We start from the raw sequence: 19,794 nt of genomic DNA on the forward strand, positions 1-19,794 counted from the left end.
AAGGGAGGAACTGATATTATATGACGATTCACACCTGGCTCGAGGATCGGATTCGCTGCACGCACCCCGTAAAAAATGTAAAAATTCTCATGCATGAGAAACAGCCGCCTCCGATTATTCAGAATGACCGTGCTGCTCGCCCCCCTGCATCCGCCGTGTTGAACCAACAAGGGCATTTTCAATGGTCATATGCGCGGAGGCGGAACCAGATCCGCCCCCGGCATCCCCACCCCCCACAATCGATTCTGAAAGGCAGCCCCCTTGAGCGGCTGGATGACGATCCGCGGACATTGGCCGAAGCCTTCGAGCACACGGTTCGAAGGTACCCGGATAGGAAGCTTCATTATAAATCGCTTCCCGGAGAAGAGCGGACATCGAGCTATGCGCAGCTATGGCATGAGGCGGATCGCATGCTTGGAGAGTTGACCCGCCTCGGTCTGGCTCCGGGGGATGCTGTCATCCTTCAGGTGGAGCGCATTGACCTCTTTGTACCTTTATTTTGGGCTTGCGTCCTGGGCGGATTCATGCCGGCTCCACTGAAACCCGCCTTACATTTGCCCCCAGAACATGCGGAACGCAGCAAGCTCGAACAGGTCTGGAGGCTGCTGGAGCAGCCGCTCATCATAAGCGATGATCCACTCGCAGCGGCGGCACGGAATACGGGCATCGATTGGAATATCCTATCTCCGGAGGAATTGCTTCCACACGAACCGGCCGCGAATCGGCATTCCGCCGAACCGGGCGATCATGCGCTGTATCTGTTTACATCCGGCACCACGGGCACTCCTAAATGCATATGCTATCGGCATTCGCATGTGCTTTCGAATATTTTTGGCATTCGACAACATTTGGGACTGACCACGGATGAAGTCACGCTGAACTGGATGCCTCTGTATCATGCGGGGGGGTTGCTCACCAATCATATCCTGGGCGTGGTCATCGGCAGTGAACAGGTCCTGGGCTCGGTGGATCGCTTCCTGGCTTCCCCCGTGTCGTGGCTGGATGACATGGAACAGCATCGCGTTACTTTTACATGGTCGCCCAATTTCGGATACAGCCAAATTAACCAATTGGGTGACGACCTTGACATCGGCGGCCGGGATTTATCCTCTGTCCGCACCATCTTGAATGTGGGACAGCCCATTTCGGTGGAGACGGCGCAAGCTTTTTTGCGTCGGTTGTCTCCTTGTGGCCTGTCTCAGGCAAGTATTGTGCCCGCTTACGGGATGACCGAGTTCTCGGGAAGCTTATGTTTCAACAGAGCATTTGACCCGTCTTCATCTGCTGGCGTCCACTATGTTCACAAGGAGTCTTTGACGGGGGAGCTGGCGTTTGCGCACGCGGGCGTTTCCAGAGACAGCGTCGCCTTCGCCGAGATTGGGACGGTGATTCCCGGCGTCACGCTTCGCATTGTCGATCAGGATGAGGAAGTGCTCCCGGAAGGCTGTGTGGGCCGGATTCAACTGCAAGGGGAGACGATCATCGACGGTTATTACAAGAATGAATCCGCGACCAGAGATGCCTTCAACGCCGACGGATGGTTCGAGACCGGAGATCTCGGCTTCATGCGAGACGGCAAGCTGACGCTGACAGGCAGGGAGAAGGACGTTCTCATTGTAAATGCCAAAAACGTATATAACTTCGAGGTCGAGTCTGCTATGGCGCAAGCTTATGGAATCGATCCCGCCTATACTGCCGCGGCCGGCCTGCCCGGAGGAGAGGAAGGGAATGATCAGCTGGTGCTGTTCTTCTCACCCATGGATGACGACATGGAGCTGACGCTGTTGATGATCCAGGAGCTCAGAGGAATCATTTCCCGGCAGTTCGGCGTCAATCCGCGTTATATTATTCCGGTCAGCAAGGAGAAGTTCCCGCGCACACCTACCGGCAAAGTTCAGCGGCGGCAGCTAGTGGACGAGCTGCTGGAGGGACATTTCGATGAACTTGTGGACACCATCGACTCGCTGCTCGAGTATCGCCTGCAGCAACACAGGCTGCTTGGGGAACCTGGTCTTGCCCTCATGGCTGCGGCTGATTCGGAGCACCGGCAGCCGGAACCTGCGATAGACATAACAGACGGACAGGGAATCGTTGCGATCTATTATTCATCCGAAGATAAGCGGTGTACGGAGTCCGCGCTTTATGTGACCGCCCGGAACGGTCTGAAGGAACTGCAGGCAAGCCCGGGCCGGATCGAAGTGTACCGGCAACCAACGGATGCGGAGAAGGATGAAGCCTCCCGCGAAGCCGCAGGTTTTCTACTTGAATGCTACCGAAAACTACTGGGAGTCTCGCATGTATCGGAGCGCGATGATTTTTTCCAACTGGGCGGCGACTCGCTCCGCATGTCGAAGCTGCTGTCCATGATTGCTTCCCGCTATCAGATTGCCGTATCGCCCCGCCAATTCTTTCACAATGCGTCGGTTGCCGGTCTGCTGCAGGCCATGAAGCAGGCGGAGCGGGTGGACACCGGCACGGCGATCACGGCACAGGCGCGAGAGGGCAGCCGTCTGCCGCTTACCCTCAAACAAAAGAGCCAATGGATTTTGCATATGATCGCACCCGGCAGTCCCTTCTATACACACACCTTTTCCATCTCCTTCGATGGAGTGTTCCATCTTGAGAAGCTGCGGGACAGCCTGCGTCAGCTGATCGAAAGGCATGAAGCGCTGCGCGTGCGCTTCGGGATCATGGACGGCGAACCTTATCAGTATATTATCAAGCCGTATACCCCGGATTTGCAAATGATAGACATGAGCGGTTGGAATGAAGCGGATCGAATCAGGAAGCGGAAGGAATGGATTCGGCGGGAAGCGAATACGCGGTTCGATCTGCTGAATGAGTTGTGTCTGCGGCTGTCCCTTATTGTGGGCGGAGAGCAGGAGCATACGCTCGTGGTATCGATGCATCACATTATGTCCGACGGCTGGTCCGTAGAGGTGTTTGTCAGAGAGCTGATGGACATTTACGAAGGGGAGAAGAGCGGGGGAAGCAGGCCGGCTTTCCGTCAGGTCTCTTATTCCGATTATGTAATATGGCAAGCTTCTTTGGAACAGGACCCTTCCTCCCGGTTATGGACACTGGCGGATTATTGGCAACGAACATTGGCGGAACCGCTGCCGGTCTTGCAAATTCAGCCGGATCTGCCGCCGCCGGAAACCCGATCTTACGCCGGGAACACGATTGAACGAATTGTGGATTCCCGCTTGACTTCGCTTGCCCTGGACCAAGCGGGCCGCTCGGGCGTAACCCTGTTCATGCTCTTGCTTGCGATCTACTCCTATCTCATGCATCGGTTCACGAAGCACTCCACGATTCCGATCGGCACAGTCATGGCGAACCGGGAGCGGCCGGAGATGGAACGCCTGATAGGCTTCGTGGCCAATACCGTTCTTCTGTGCGTCCATATCTCCGATGACATGACTTTTGACGGCTTGCTGGAACAGGTAAAAGACGTGGTGGTCGAAGCCTATCAGCACCAGGAGGTGCCCTTTGAGATGGTGCTGCCTAGGCTTTCCCCGGCTTCAGCGCCGGGAGCTGCCCCTGGATTCCAGGTTATGTTTACACTGCAGAATGAATTCACTCCTCATTACCAACTCCAGAACGCTGCTGCACATCTTGTGATCGAAACGGGCAATACGGCGAAATACGACCTGATACTGCACGTTTATGAAGATACGGATTTTCTCAGACTTCGCATGGAATACAACACGGATTTGTACAAGGAAGACACGATCGAACGATTGCTCGACTTTTACATAACGATGTTGGAAGGAGTTGTTGAACATCAAGCTGTCTAGTCTGAATCGGATTCCGGAAAAGGAAAGGCGCAGGCTGCTGCATGAATTCAACGATACTCGCGCGTCCTATCCGGAACAAGCGACGCTGCACCAAGTGTTCGAGGAAAAGGCCCAAATCTTCGGAAGCCGCATCGCCCTTCGTTGCGGGGACGAGGAAATGACGTACGCCGAGCTGAACCGCCAGGCGAACTTCCTGGCTGCCGTTCTTCGGGAACAAGGAGTTAAGCCGAATCGCATTGTAGGGATTCTATGCTCAAGGTCTCCGAAAATGATGGTCAGCATTCTGGCGGTGCTGAAAGCGGGAGGCGCCTACATGCCGATTGATCCGGAGTATCCGGAGGAACGGATTCACTTCATGCTGGAAGACAGCGGCGCAGTGCTCTGTATCGCCGAGGAGCCTTCCCTTATTCCAAAGGACGCCGACATTCGTGTCCTGCCCTTGGGGGATGCGGCGGCGGAATGGCGTTCCCGTCACATGGATAATCCGGCTTCCGTTACCCATTCTTCGGATCTTGCCTATATCATCTACACCTCCGGTTCAACCGGGAAGCCGAAGGGAGTGATGATCGAGCATCGCAACGTGGTCAGACTGTTGATGAATGACAAGAGCTTGTTTGATTTCGGCGAAGATGACGTCTGGACGCTGTTTCACTCCTTTTGTTTTGACTTCTCCGTATGGGAAATGTACGGGGCGCTGCTGTTTGGCGGTACGCTGGTGATCGTTCCTTCTCACGTCGCCAGAGAGCCGGAGCGATTTCTGGAACTGCTGCGCAGGGAAGGAGTAACGATCTTGAATCAGACGCCAACCTCGTTCTATTCATTGGCCAAGGTTGAACTGGAGGCGGGGACGAAGTCCGATCTTCGACTGCGCATGATCATTTTTGGCGGAGAGGTGCTGCAGCCGGCCCAACTTGCAGGCTGGAGAACGAAGTACCCGCATACCGCGCTGATTAATATGTACGGAATTACCGAGACGACGGTGCATGCCACCTACAAGGAGATTGGCGAGCCAGAGATGGAAGGCAGGAGCAGCAGCATTGGCAGGCCGATACCCACCCTGCAAATCTACGTGTTGGACGAGGATCGCAGCCTTGTCCCGATCGGCGTGGAGGGGGAGATCTATGTTGGCGGCGAAGGCGTGGCCAGAGGCTATGTGAACAGACCTGAGCTGACAGAAGAGCGCTTCGTCCCGCATCCGTTCGAACCGGGCGCCCGCCTGTACCGTTCCGGTGACCTGGCCCGCTGGAATACGAATGGCGAGCTCGAATATGTGGGGAGAATCGATCATCAGGTCAAAATCAGGGGCTTCCGGATTGAACTGGGGGAAATCGAAGCAAGATTGCTGCAAATCCCGGATATTCAGCAGGCCGTGGTCGCCGTAAAGAAGGATCCGGCTGGCGAGGACAAGCTTTGCGCCTATTATGTATCGGAGCGGGTGCACCGCGCATCGGAATTGAGATCCAGCCTCTCCAGGCATTTGCCGCAATACATGCTGCCTGCCTATTATTTTCCGCTGGCCAGCATCCCGATGACCTCGAATAACAAGGTCGATGCCAGGTCGCTCCCTGCTCCCGGGGAGAGCGTCGTTCCGGACGAGGGAGCTGAACTGGTTATACCGGAGAACGATTTGGAGCGGCATATGCTGATGATCTGGCAGAAGATGCTCCACACTTCGAACATCGGGACGGAAAGCAATTATTTCGAGCTTGGCGGAGACTCCATCCGTGCGATTGATCTTATCAGCCGGATGAACAGGGAGCTCGGAATGAGCATTCAAATTGTCGATTTATATCAGCATCCAACGATTAAAGGCCTGATCCGGAACTGCTCGTCCTCGCATCCGATGGAGGAAGCCATGAAGGAGATGGAAGCGATGCTTGAACGGCAGCGGGCCGAGTGGCTGGGCAATCCGGTATATCGTGCGCTGCTGCCCCCTCATACCGAGGACTTGTTCCCAATGAGCGACATTCAGCAGGGCATGGTGTTTCATTACATCAAGCATGAAGGTTCGGGCATGTATCACGACCAGTTTATTTACCGCATGAAGACGAAGATCGATTCGGCCCTGCTTCGCGAAGCGATGTCGGCGCTTGTCCGAAGACATCCCATGCTGCAGACCGGATTCAATATTTCCGATTTTCCGGTTCCGGTACAGTACGTATGCGGACAGATTGACACTAGGGTGAACGAAGTGGCGTTGGCTTCAACCAGCGCCGAATCGGTACGGGATGAGATAACGTTGTACATGGACCAAGACAGGGCCCTTCCGTTCGATATCCAGAAGGCCCCGCTGTGGCGCATCGTTCTGTTCACGTCGGAGCAGGAGACATACCTGGGGTGGATTTTCCATCATGCGATATTGGACGGCTGGAGCGTCGCCGTGTTGATATCGGAGCTGCTTCATATGTATGGTGTGATGAAGGGAGAGGAAGTCATTGCTTAGTCCGTTACGATCAAGCTACAAAGACTATGTTATTGAACAGCTTGCCATTGCAGCGAATGCCGATATGGCGGACTATTGGCGGAACGAGCTGCGCGGCTACGGCAAATTCGCTTTTCCTGAACCGCCGGCGCTATCGGCTGGACAGCCGCCATACACATCGGTCACTCCGCTGTCGCCAGAGCTGTATGACAGTCTCACATTAGCGGCGCAGCACCAGCGGGTTACCGTGAAATCCCTATGCCTGGCCGCCTATGTGGGCACGCTTTATCAGTTTTCTTACGAGAACGATATCTTGATCGGGCTGGTGGAGAATGGACGGCCCGTCCGCGATGACGGCGCCCGCATATTGGGGTGCTTCCTTAACACGGTGCCGCTGCGTACGGCAATTCATCCGTCCATGAGCTGGGGCGAGCTTGTCCAGGCGGTACACCGCAAGCAGCAAGAGCTCAAGCACTATGGAAGGATGTCGCTTGTCCAGATCCTTCATGCTGCCGGAGAGCAGAGCAGCCAGGGCAATCCGCTGTTTGATACCGCGTTTAATTTTATTGACTTCCATGTGTATGAATCCGTTCAGCCAGGGCTTTTCGAATTTATGCCATACAGTTTTGAACGCACGAATACGATGCTGGACTTCAGCGTGTCCGTTACGCTTGGCGAACTGTCCGTCAAAATGGTGTCCTCCTATGAACAAAGCTTTACGGATCGAATCCTGGACGTATATGTAAGGGTGCTTGATTGCCTTATCCACCGGGCAGAACGCATGATTGACACGGAAGATATCATGACTCGGGAGGAAAAAGAGCTTCTTCGATCTTTTAACGATTATGGCGCCGAGTACCCGAGAGACGCTGCGATTACCGATCGATTCCGCCAGCAAATATGGTTGCATGCGAAGCGGCCGGCGCTCATTATGGGGGAACGGGAGCTGACGTATGAAGAGTTGGGCGCACGGGTCGATAATTTGGCATGCAAGCTTCTGGAGGAAGGAATTACTCCCGGGCAGACTGTCGGCCTGATTGCCGAGCGCTCCTTCGAAATGATAACCGCCATCTTCGCCATTCTGAGAATCGGCTGCGCTTATGTTCCGCTCGATCCGGAGTTCCCGGATGAACGGTTGAATCGCATCCTGGCCGACAGCCAGGCCGAGTGGCTGCTCGCCGAAGACGATCTTGCCGTAGACGGATTTAAGGGGAACCGCATCTCCTTGACCTGCGGCTTGTGCATCCCGGAGGACGGAGCCGCGGACGGCGCTTCGGCCCGCATGCTTGCTGCAATCCCGGTCTTACCGGATAGCCTGGCTTACATTATGTACACGTCGGGCTCAACCGGACAGCCGAAGGGAGTGCGGACGACACACCGCAATATTGTGAAAACTTCGGTCAACAACGGCTTTAACGATATTACCGAGACGGATCGGATACTTCAGCTTTCGAATTATGCCTTTGACGGTTCCACCTATGAAATTTACGGAGCGCTGCTAAACGGGGCAGCCCTGGTGCTTATCCCGCGTCAGGATGCGCTCAACGTGGCCGAGCTGGCGAAGACGCTGGAGCGGCAGCGAATCACATCCGCTTTTATGACATCTGTTGTTTTCAATACCGTGGTTGATTGGGATATTCAATGCCTCAAGCAGGTGAGACGGCTTTTCTTCGGCGGGGAGGCGGCTTCCAGGAGGCATGTAATCAAGGCGTTGAACTATCTCGGCGAACGGCGGATTGCGAATGGATACGGTCCGACGGAAACGACCGTCTTTGCCACGGCCTATCCGGTGGACAAGCAGCTGCTGCAGCATGGCTCGGTGCCGATTGGCAAACCGGTTCACAACACGAGAGCTTACGTTTTGAATCAAGCCGGGCAGCTTCAGCCGGTTGGAGTTCCGGGGGAGTTATATATCGCCGGCGAAGGGCTTGCGCAAGGTTACCAGGGAAGGCCGGATTTGACCGGCGAACGCTTCGTTCCTTGTCCTTTTGAAGCCGGAGAGCGAATGTACAAGACCGGAGATTTGGCGCGGTGGCTGCCGGATGGCAATCTCGAATATATGGGCCGGATTGACCAGCAGGTGAAAATTCGCGGCAACCGGGTAGAGCTCGGCGAGATTGAAAACAAGCTGGCAGAGATGGAATCCATTAGAGAGGCGGCGGTCATGGCGGAACGGGACCATCAGGGACATTCCTACCTGTGCGCCTACGTCGTTCCGGCCGATGCCGCCGCAGCTCCAGTGCTGGAGTGGAAAAGAAAGCTCAGGCAAGCTCTTCCGGAATATATGGTGCCAAGCACCTTTATCACGCTGGAGGCGCTGCCGTTGACCTTGAACGGGAAGCTGGACCGCAAGGCTCTTCCCGAAGTCCCGGTTCAACGCGGCGATAGCTATTCTGCCCCGGCCAACGCGTACGAGGCGAAGCTGGCCCGCATATGGGAAGAAGTTCTGCATATTCAGCACATCGGGATGGAGGCGCATTTTTTCGAAATTGGAGGACATTCGCTGAAGGCCATGCTGCTTGTGGCCAAAATTCAAAAGGAAACCGGCTATAACATGTCCTTGCAGGACGTATTTCAAATGCCGACCATCCGGGAAATGGCCCAGTGGATGATGACCACCCGCCCGCCTGCTGCAGGGCCCGAGATCGAGCCGGCGCCATGGCAAGAAGTCTACCCTGCCTCTTCGATCCAAAGCCGTCTGTATATCGTGCAGCAGTTCGAAAATGCGGGCACCAGCTACAATATGCCGATCATGCTCAAGCTGGACGGCGCGCTCGATGCCGCCAGACTGGAAAAAGCGCTGCATCGCTTAATCGCGCGGCACGAAGTCCTCAGGACTTCCTTCGAGATGAGAGACGGAGAACTCGTTCAGCGGGTGCATCTCCCGGATAGCATCCTGCCGTCACTCATCCACCACGGGATAGAAGCGAGCCCGGGCGATGAGGATGCGGGGTTAAGCCGCTTCGCCAGCCAATTTGTGAGACCGTTCGACTTGGCGGCGGCCCCTCTTTTCCGCGCGGCGCTTCTGCGGCTGGCGCCGCAGCGCCATGTTCTGCTGCTGGATATGCATCATATCGTGGCTGACGGCATGTCCGTCGGGATTTTGCTCGACGATCTGATCCGACTGTACGAGGGGCGGGAGCTTCCGGATCTGCGCATTCAATACAAGGACTACGCTGTCTGGGAAGACGCCAGGGGCGGAAGCGGGGACGACAAGAACGAGCAATATTGGATAACCAGGTTCCAGCAGGCTCCTCCCGTGGTTGAATTGCCTACGGATCATGTGCGTCCGGCCGTGCGCACCTTTACGGGCAGCCGCATGACCGTAGAGGTGGATCCCGATCTGGCTGCCAGATTGAAGACGGCCGCAGCCGCAAGACATGACACCTTGTTCATGATCATGACGGGAGCCTATCACATTCTCCTGGCCAAATATTCAGGGGAAGAGGACATCGTTGTCGGAACCCCTTTCGCATGCCGAGAGGTTCTCAAGGAGGAGCCGGTGGCAGGCATGTTCGCCAATACGCTGGCCCTGCGGACCCATCCTTCCGCCGGGATGAAGGTCGGCGACTATCTCGATTCCGTACGCAAGCTGGTCCTCGAGGCATTCGAGCATGGCGCTTTTCCTTTGCAGAAGCTGATCAACCGGTTATCTCTTCCGTTCGATTCAAGCCGTCATCCGCTTTTTGATACGATGTTCGTCGTGGAGGATGAAGGAGTGGGCCGTTATAAGCTGCCAGGCCTGTCCATCGCCTGCTCGGAATGGGATCATGGCACCTCCAAATTCGACATGACCTGGGTCTGCACTTCCTCCGATCAAGGGATCCAACTGGCCATCGAATATCGCAACAACCTGTGGCAGCCGGCCACCATGCGGCGGATGGCGCAGCATTATATTCATATTTTGACGCAAATGCTGGATCGGCCCCAACTGGCCATCGGCGAGCTGGAGCTGTTGACCGAGCCCGAGAAGATGCAGCTTGAAGCATGGAATTCGACAGACATGCCTTATCCCCGTCATCTGTCCGTGGCGGATCTTTTTGAGCGGCAGTGCGCCCGGAACGGGCAGGCCGAGGCGGTCGTTATGAATTCCCGAAGGCTCACTTATCAGTCCCTTAATGAGAAGGCTAACCAGCTGGCCTGGTATTTAATCGCGAAAGGCGCGAAGCCGGGAGAGACCGTTGGCCTCCTGATGAACCGTTCTCCGGCGATGATTATCGCCATCCTGGCCGTTGTCAAGACGGGAGCGGCTTATGTGCCGCTGGATCCGACCTTCCCGCCGGAACGAATGCGATTCATGCTGGGGGATAGCGATGCCAAGCAGGTGATTGTGGCAGAGGATTGCGGCATACCGGGCTTCGGAGGAGAATCGATTCCCTACCGGGAGGACATCTGGGGCTCCCTGCCCGTTCATAATCCGGAGCGGAAGCATCGCCCTGCTCCCGAAGACGCTTTGTACATCATGTATACGTCGGGTTCGACGGGGATGCCCAAAGGAGTCGTAACGACGCACCGGAATGTCGTCAAGACGGTGATGAATAACGGCTATGTGGAGATTACGGGAGAAGACCGTCTCCTGCAAGTATCCAATTACGCCTTTGACGGAGCTACCTTTGATATCTACGGCGCCCTGCTGCATGGCGCGACTCTTGTTCTCATTGAACGGGACAAGCTGCTGCAAGCCGCTGAACTGGCCGAAGTGATCCGTCGGCAGAACATTTCGGTGCTCTTTATGACCACGGCGTTATTTAATACGCTTGTGGATCTCGAGATGGACTGTCTGGCAGGGACAAGGAAGGTGCTGTTCGGCGGAGAGAAGGTATCGCCCAGACATGTCAGGAAGGCGGCAGCCGCGCTTGGGGAAGACCGGCTTCTGCATATGTACGGCCCGACCGAAACCACCGTGTTCGCAACCTCCTGCTCCGTCGGCTTCGGAGAGCGCATTCCGATCGGCAGACCGATTCATAATACGCGGGTGTATGTTCTGAACAAGGAAGGCAAGCGGCAGCCTGTCGGCGTGCCGGGAGAATTATACATCGGAGGGGAAGGGCTGGCTCGTGCCTATCTGGGGCAGCCCAAGTTGACAGCGGCCAGATTTGTGGACGATCCGTTCAGGCCCGGATCCCTTATGTACCGAACCGGGGATCTGGTGAAATGGCTTCCTGACGGCAACCTCGAGTTCATTGAACGGATCGATCGCCAGGTCAAGATCAGGGGGAACCGGATTGAACTGGGGGAAGTAGAGAGGCATGTGCGACTGCTTCCGGGGATTACGGAAGCGGTTGTCGCCGCAAGCACGGACGAGCGGGGACATTCTTACCTATGCGCCTACGTGGTTCCTGACAAGAGCGGGACATTCCATTCGGAACAACTCCCGCAATCGATTGCCGGCTGGAAGAATGAGCTGAGGCGCCAGCTCCCCGAATATATGGTGCCCACGGTTTTTTCGCTCCTGGAGACGCTGCCGCTGACGAGCAACGGCAAGGTGGACCGGGCAGCGCTGCCGGAGCCGTACCTGTCGCGGGAGGACAATTATGTCCCGGCCGAAAATGCGGCCCAGGCAAAGCTTATTCGCATCTGGGAAGATGTGCTGGGCACGACCGGAATAGGCATCTACGATCACTTCTTCGATGCCGGCGGGCACTCGCTGAAGGCGATGCTGCTGGTTGGCAAAATACATCAGGAATTCAATGTAAAACTGTCCTTGCAGGATGTGTTTCACCTGCCGGTACTGGCGGATATGTCGGAATGGATCCGGCGTGCCGACCTGCAAATCCATCATGCGATTGCGGCGGCGCCAGAACAATCCGCGTATCCCTTGACCTCGGCCCAAAAGCAAATTTATTACGCCCAACAGTTCGAAAATGCCGGGACAAGCTACAATATGCCGATGCTTTTCGAAATTACGGGAGCGCTGGATACCGGTCGCCTTGAGGCCGCCTTTACCCGCGTTCTGGCGCGTCATGAAGCGCTGCGGACATCCATTCATATGGAAGCGGGCGAATTGTTCCAGCGTATTCACCGCCTGGATGAGGTGAAGTGGGAGCTTCTCAGACATGACATCGGGACAGAGACGACAGATGACGACCGGAGCTTCAGGGATGATCTGCCGCTGTTAACGAAATGGATGGCTTCCTTTGTCCGGCCGTTTGAGCTGTCACAGGCGCCGCTCGTTCGGGCTGCTCTGCTTAGACGATCCGCGAATCGTCATTACCTGGCATTGGATATGCACCATATCGTGTCAGACGGCGTCTCTGCCGGAGTGATCTACGAAGAACTTCTTGGACTGTACCAGGGACTTCCCGTGAAGCCAATCCGTCTGCAATACAAGGATTATGCCGTGTGGGAACATCAACGGAGGGAGTCCCGCCAATTTATGGACAGCGAGCAGTTCTGGATGGAGCAATATTCGGACTATACCGGCACGCCGGAGCTTCCGCTTGACCGGCCGCGTCCCGCCGAGCGGTCCCGTCAGGGAGACACCTTCCGGCTTGCGCTGAGGGACGATCTCTTCCGCCGCTTGCAACAGGCCGCCGCAAGTTATAACGCGACTCTTTTTATTCTTCTCGTCTCGGCATACGGCACGCTTCTGTCCAAATATACCGGAGTAGAGGACATCGTGGTCGGAACCCCGGTTGCCGGCCGCGATCATGCGGATATCGAGTCCACGGCGGGGATGTTCGTCAATACGTTAGCGCTGCGCCTTCAGCCTGAGGCCAGCCTTACGGCAGGCGAGTATATCGGAAGAGTCAAGGAACGTGTGCTGGCTGCTTATGAGCACAGCGGCTATCCGCTGACTGACATGATCGAGAAGCTGCGCATTCCGTTTCGTCCATCGAGACATCCTCTGTTCGATACGATGTTTGTGCTTCAGGATATGTCCCTGACCGCGAGAGAGCTGCGGGATATATCGGTTCGACCGCTGACCTGGCAGGGGCGCGAGGCCAAATTCGACATGACGTGGGCCTGGCATCGGGAAGACGAGCAGCTTGTCGCGGATATCGAATACAGAACCGATTTGTGGGACAGGGACACGATTGAGCGGATGGCCGGGCATTTCGAGCACTTGCTCGAACAAATGCTGGATCATGGCGAGGCCAAGCTGATGGAGCTCGAACTGCTGACACCGCCGGAGCATGACCTGCTTGCCTCGTGGAATGACACCGAAGCCCCGTATCCCATCGAGATGACGGTCTTGTCCGCCTTCGAAGCGATCGTATCGGAACAGCCGAATCACCCTGCGCTTCGGTTTGGGGACACGAGCATTTCCTACAGGGAATTGAACGAGCGGGCCAACCGCATGGCGGCTCACTTGTGGCGGCAGGGCATCAGGCCGGGCGATGCCGTCGGGCTGTTGGCGGAACGCCGACCGGAGATGATCATCGCCATTCTGGCGATATTGAAGACGGGAGGAGCGTACGTGCCGCTTGATCCAAGCTACCCGGAAGGAAGATTGGGCTACATGCTGCAAGATTGCGAAGCGAAATGGCTTGTGGCAGATGAGGAGAAAACCTTGGCGAATTACGCGGGAACCGTCATTGCGCTACGTGAACCGCAAATTTATGCCGAGGGAGCGTTCTCGTCTCCGAGAGCTTGGCCGGAAGCATCGGATCCGGTCTATATCATGTACACCTCCGGCTCTACAGGCCAGCCGAAGGGGGTGGTCACGACGCATGGCAATGTCGTGAACTTCTGTCGCAACCGGGCTTTTGTAGATATCGGCCCGGGGGACACCATCCTTCAATTGTCCAACTACGCCTTTGACGGATCGATCTTTGATATTTTTGGAGCGCTGCTTAACGGGGCGACACTGGTGCTGATGCCGAAGCGGCATTTCCAGAATGTGTCCTTGCTGGCCAAGCTCCTGGCCGATGAGTCGATTACCGTCTTGTTCATGACCACCGCGTTATTCAATACGCTGGCGGATTATGACATGAGCAGCCTCAAGGGCGTGCGCAAGCTGCTGGTCGGAGGGGAGGCGGCGTCGCTCAAGCACATCCTCAAAGGATTGGACGAACTGGGAGAGGGACGGATTCTGAATTGCTACGGCCCGACGGAAACGACGGTAATTGCCACGATGTATGAGGTGGACAATCGGGTAAGAGAGACCAAGCGCGTGCCGATTGGGCGAGCTGTTCATAATGTCCGTATATACGTGCTGAATCGGTGGGACAAGCTTCAGCCGATCGGCGTTCCGGGCGAGCTGTGCATTGCCGGCGACGGACTCGCTGCAGGCTATCTGGGAAGGCCCGAGCTGACGGAGGAGAAGTTTGCAAGCGGCGTGGTGCCGGGAGAAGAGCGCATCTACCGGACGGGAGATCTGGTGCGTTGGCTGCCGGACGGGAATCTCGAATATGTAGGCAGGATCGATCGTCAAGTCAAAATACGCGGCAACCGGATTGAACTCGAAGAGGTGGAGGAAGCCGTCGCGTCCTTGTCTATAGTGAGCGAAGCGGCGATTGTTGCGCATCGGGACGAGCAGGGCCATTCCATGCTGGCCGCCTATGTGGTGCCGACAGGCGATGTCTCCGGAGCGACCGAAGATTTCGAAGCCGCCTGGAGGGCGGAACTGAAGCGGCGGCTGCCGGAATACATGCTTCCTTCGGTATTCATTGTGCTGGACGTCATGCCGCTCACGCCGAACGGCAAGGTGGATCGGCAAGCGTTGGTCAAGCGCGAACTTGTCGGAACGGCTTCTCGCAGCGCCCCTTCCTCCGATACGGAGAAAGAGCTTGCAGCACTGTGGTCAGAGCTCCTCGGCGCAGCTTCGATCGGGTCTCAAGACCATTTCTTCGAGCTGGGAGGCCATTCGCTGAAGGCGATGGTGCTGGTGGCGCAAATCAGCAAGCGCTGGGGCGTGAAGCTTTCCCTACCGGAATTGTTCCATGCCGCCACGCTGGGTGAAATGGCCCGCTTGATCGAGGAGAGCGCGGCGGAGGAATACGAAGCTATCCCGCATGCGCCGGAGCAAGCAACATATCCGGTCTCGTCGCCGCAAAAGAGGCTTTATCTCGTCGAGGAGTTCGAGGAGACAGGAACGAGCTACAATATGCCGGTGGCGCTAAGGCTGACGGGGAATGCCGATGCGAATAGACTCGAGCTGGCGCTGCTAGGTTTGATTCGCCGCCATGAAGCGCTGAGAACAAGTTATGTGATGATGGACGGCGAGGTTAGACAGCGCGTTCATGCGATGACAGAAATCAAGTGGCGGCTCGACAGGGAGCCTGATTCGAACTTGGCACCAGGCCTGTCCGGCGCCGCTCTGATCCATTCCTTGATCCGCGGCTTTGTGCGCCCTTTTGATCTGAGCGCCGCACCGCTGCTGAGAGCGGCTCTGTACACCCTTTCCGAGGGCGATCATCTGTTCATTATGGATACTCATCATATCGTCTCGGATGGAATGACGACAGGAATTTTATATCGGGATCTCATCAAGCTGTATCAGGGAGACGCGCTGGATGCGATGCGGATTCAGTTCAAAGATTACGCCGTCTGGCTGGAGAATCGTCACAAGGAAGCCGCCCGCTTGGCCAGTGAGCGGTACTGGCTTGACAAATTCAAGGAAGCGCCTCCCGTTATCGATGTGCTGACGGAAGGAATCCGCCTGCCGCGGCGTCAATTCGCCGGCGGTACGCATGCGTTTGAACTGGACCCGGAATTGTACCGGAAGCTGAAGGACCTCGCGGCACAATCGAATGCGACGCTCTTTATGGTGCTGTTGGCCGCCTATTATGTGCTGCTGTCCAAATATACGGGAGAAAAGGATATTGTCGTCGGCACGCCTATTGCCGGAAGAGATCACGCGGACGTCGCTTCCGTGGCCGGCATGTTTGTCAATACGCTTGCGCTGCGGCATGCGCCGGAAGGCCGCTATCAGGTTCAGGAATGGATCGGGCGGGTTCGAGAGGACACGCTGCTCGCCTTTGAGCATGGGAGCTATCCGTTGGATGAACTGGTTGAGAAGCTGCGCATCGAACGGGATCCGAGCCGCAACCCTTTATTCGACACTATGTTTGTCCTGCAGGATGCGAAGCCTGAGACGATTCATCTGCCTAATCTGAGCATTGAGCCGATAGAGTGGCATAGCGGCATGGCCAAGTTCGACATGACCTGGGTCGTGGATGAAGATACAGACCTCCTTCGCATGACGGTCGAGTATAGAACCGACTTATATTCGGCTTCTCAGATAAAACGGATGACAGAGCACTATGCGCATGTCCTGAGCCAGATGGCCGATCGCCCCGCTATGCTCCTGCGCGAAGTGCGCTTGATTACGGATGAGGAAGCGAACCGGATTTTGTATGAGTTTAACGATACCGATGCCGATTATCCGCGAGAGGCCACGATCCATCAGCTGTTTGAAGCACAGGCGGCCCTCCGGCCGCAGCATCCGGCGCTCCGGTTCTTGAATCAATCCATAACGTACCAGGAGCTTGACGCGCTGGCTGAGCGGCTGGCGGATGTGCTTCGCTTCCAAGGAATACGTCCAGGGGATCGCATCGGTCTGCTGGCGGACCGGTCTATCGAAATGATCGCAGCCATTATCGGAATTTTGAAGGCGGGCGGCGCCTACGTGCCTATCGACCCTTCTTACCCGGATGAGCGAGTGTCCTATATGCTCGATCACAGCGGAGCCCGCATCGTGATCGCCGCTTCCGGCAGAAGCATCTCCGGCTATGCCGGCCTGTCGATTCCATTGGACGGGGACGCCTGGGCCGAATGCGTCCGCGCGGCCGGCGCCGCAGAGCTCGCGCAAGCCGAGATTCCGCCGGATCCAGCCGCTATGCCGGCTTATGTCATGTATACTTCCGGCTCAACGGGCAAGCCCAAAGGCGTGATTACGACGCATCGGAACATTGTCAAGACGGTTCGCAATAACGGCTTTATCGAGCTGGGCGCGGAGGATCGCATCCTTCAGCTGTCCAATTATGCCTTTGACGGCTCGACCTTTGACATTTTCGGCGCATTATTGAACGGAGCCACGCTTGTGCTTATCGCCAAAGGCGACGTCCTGGATATGGCTGAACTGGCGGCAACGATCGAAAGGGAGCGCATTACGTCCTTTTTTGCAACCACCAGCCTCTTCAATGCTATGGTCGACTACAATGTTGCTTGTCTGGCATCGATTCGCCGGGCATTTATAGGGGGAGAGACGGCTTCCAGAGCTCATATGCTGAGAGCTTATGAATATCTGGGACCCCATCGCATTGCCAACGCCTACGGTCCTACGGAGACAACGGTATTCGCGACGACGTATAACGTAGACGAAGGTTTGCAAGCTATGGACACGGTGCCGATCGGCCGTCCGATCCATAATACGAAGACCTATGTTGTCGACCCGGACGGCCATTTATTGCCGGTCGGAATCGCCGGCGAGCTCCTTATCGCCGGAGACGGCCTGGCGCAACAGTATTTGGGAGATCCGGAGCTTACGAACGCCAGATTTGTCACGGTTCCTTGGTTGGGCGAAGAACGCGCATATCGAACGGGAGACAGAGTCCGATGGCTTGCGGATGGAAAGCTTGAGTTTATTTCCAGAATGGACGACCAGGTCAAGATCCGCGGCCATCGCATCGAGCCCGGGGAGATTGAAGCGAGGCTGCTTGAGCATCCGGGGATCAAGGAGGCCGCAGTCCTTGCCCGCAGGGAGGAGAAGGGGCATTACCTGTGCGCGTATCTCGTGTCGCCGGAAGGGTTCAACGATAAGGAGCTGCGAAAATATTTAGAAGAGCGGTTGCCGGAATATATGGTTCCTTCCTACTTCGTCCCGATGGAACAGCTTCCGCTAACCCGCAATGGCAAGCTGGATCGGCGCTCTTTGCCGGAGCCGGATATCAGCCAGCTTCAGCAATCCTATGTTCCTCCCGGGACAGAAAATGAGAAAATTCTGGCCGAGGTATGGTCGGAGGTGCTTGGCATCAAGCGCATCGGTACGGAGGACAACTATTTCGTGCTTGGCGGAGATTCCATTAAGTCCATTCAGATCGTCTCCAAGCTTGCCAAGTACAATCGCAAGCTTCAGGTCAAGCACTTGATGCTGCATCCAACCATTGCCGAATGCGCACCGTATGTGGAATACGCGGAAGAGCACCGTTCAAATGACCGGCAAAGCCCGGTAACGGGCGAGCTCCCGCTGACGCCGATTCAGCGCTGGTTTTTTGAGCGGGAGTTCGAATGCGAGGAGCACTGGAACCAATCCATGATGCTGTATAACCGGCAGGGATGGGATCAGAACACGGTAAGGAAGGCGTTCGATCGGCTGGTGGAGCATCATGACGCGCTGCGAACCCGGTTCCGCCGGGAGAAGGAAGGGATCGTCCAGACCATTTTCGGGCTGGAGGAAGGACCTTACTATGCACTCGATGTGTACGAGACGGACAGCGGGGATGTAGCCGCGGCGAGAATAGAAAGTCTGGCCTCCGAGATTCAGTCCGCCTTGAACATAGAAGGTATGCTTATCAGGCTGGGCCTGTTCAAAACAGACCAGGGCGATCATTTGCTAATCATCATTCATCATTTACTTATCGACGGAGTATCCTGGCGCATCCTTCTGGAAGATTTTCAACAGATTTACCACTCCCTGCGCGCGGGGGAACAGCCGGCGCTTCCTCCCAAAACGGATTCTTATCTGGAATGGAGCCGGCAGCTCCTCAAATATGCGGGCGAGGAACAAGCGCTTCGCGAATTGCCCTATTGGCGCAAGCTGCATAAGCGATTCGCGGACCTTCCAGTCCGCAAGGTGGAAGCCTGCACGTACCGGAACAGCAGAACGGTCGCCATCGAGCTGGAGGAGCCGGTTACGCGCAAGCTTCTGACAGAGGCGCATCGAGCCTATCATACCGAGGTCATCGATCTGCTGCTGGCCGCTCTTGCTCTTACGTACGAGGAGGACACGGTAATTTGCCTCGAAGGACACGGAAGGGAGGAGGGCATGGTACAGGCGGACGTGACAAGAACTATCGGATGGTTCACTTCCATGTATCCTGTTTTGTTGTCCCTGCCTTCCCGCGAGTTGGCTGATGCCGTGCGAAGCGTGAAGGAAATGCTGCGCGGCATACCGGCAAAAGGGGCCGGTTACGCCATACTTAAATATTTGACGCCTGAGTTCCGCGAAGAGGTGGACATCCTGCGGGAAGAGCCTGACATTGTATTTAATTATTTGGGTCAGTTCGATGACATCACGGATGAGGACAAGCCAGCCCTGTCGCCTCTGCCAATGGGGGATCTAATCAGTCCGCTGAACCGGATGTCTCATCTGGAGGAGTGGAACTGCGTCGTCAGCGAAGGCCGCTTCCGGCTTACGCTTCGTTATCATCCCCAGGCGGTGGATGAGGATACGGCGCAGCGCAGAGTGACAGCCTACGCTTCGCATCTGCTGTCCTTGATTGAGCACTGCTTGAACCGGGAAGATGAGCAGTTTACGCCTAGCGATTTTACCGATGCTGACCTGACCTTCGATGAACTGGACGACATCTCGGATATCGTCAGCAAGCTGTAAGCTTACGTGCAGGAAACGAATCTCCGCCATGTGCGGGCCGTTTCCTGCATGTTTCCCCATGTGATGTATGTGGG

General features: G+C 56.2%; 3 protein-coding genes. All 3 read left to right on the forward strand.

Annotation, left to right across the window (positions count from 1 at the left end; all coding sequences use genetic code 11):
- The first annotated feature begins 20 nt into the window (after window positions 1-20).
- Genes ABD76_RS09370 through ABD76_RS09380 form a run of 3 tightly spaced genes read left to right on the forward strand, consistent with a single transcriptional unit; the run spans window position 21 to window position 19,720 of the window.
- The gene (locus ABD76_RS09370) at window positions 21-3,800 is read left to right on the forward strand and encodes a condensation domain-containing protein (RefSeq protein ID WP_197256278.1); all 3,780 of its coding nucleotides are present in this window, start codon (window positions 21-23) and stop codon (window positions 3,798-3,800) included.
- The gene (locus ABD76_RS30185; RefSeq protein ID WP_197256280.1) at window positions 3,781-6,243 is read left to right on the forward strand and encodes a non-ribosomal peptide synthetase; all 2,463 of its coding nucleotides are present in this window, start codon (window positions 3,781-3,783) and stop codon (window positions 6,241-6,243) included. The genes ABD76_RS09370 and ABD76_RS30185 overlap by 20 nt, the downstream gene beginning before the upstream one ends.
- Window positions 6,236-19,720: a non-ribosomal peptide synthetase gene (locus ABD76_RS09380; protein ID WP_197256282.1), complete on the forward strand. Its 13,485-nt coding sequence runs from the start codon at window positions 6,236-6,238 to the stop codon at window positions 19,718-19,720. Before ABD76_RS30185 ends, ABD76_RS09380 begins: the two co-directional genes overlap by 8 nt.
- The last annotated feature ends 74 nt before the right edge of the window (window positions 19,721-19,794 follow it).

The sequence above is a fragment of the Paenibacillus dendritiformis genome (genome assembly GCF_015845845.1).
Lineage (GTDB): Bacteria > Bacillota > Bacilli > Paenibacillales > Paenibacillaceae > Paenibacillus_B > Paenibacillus_B dendritiformis_C.

Coding starts and splice junctions, on each gene's coding strand:
- ABD76_RS09370 (WP_197256278.1), top strand. CDS start 21: ATGACGATTCACACCTGGCTCGAGGATCGGATTCGCTGCACGCACCCC.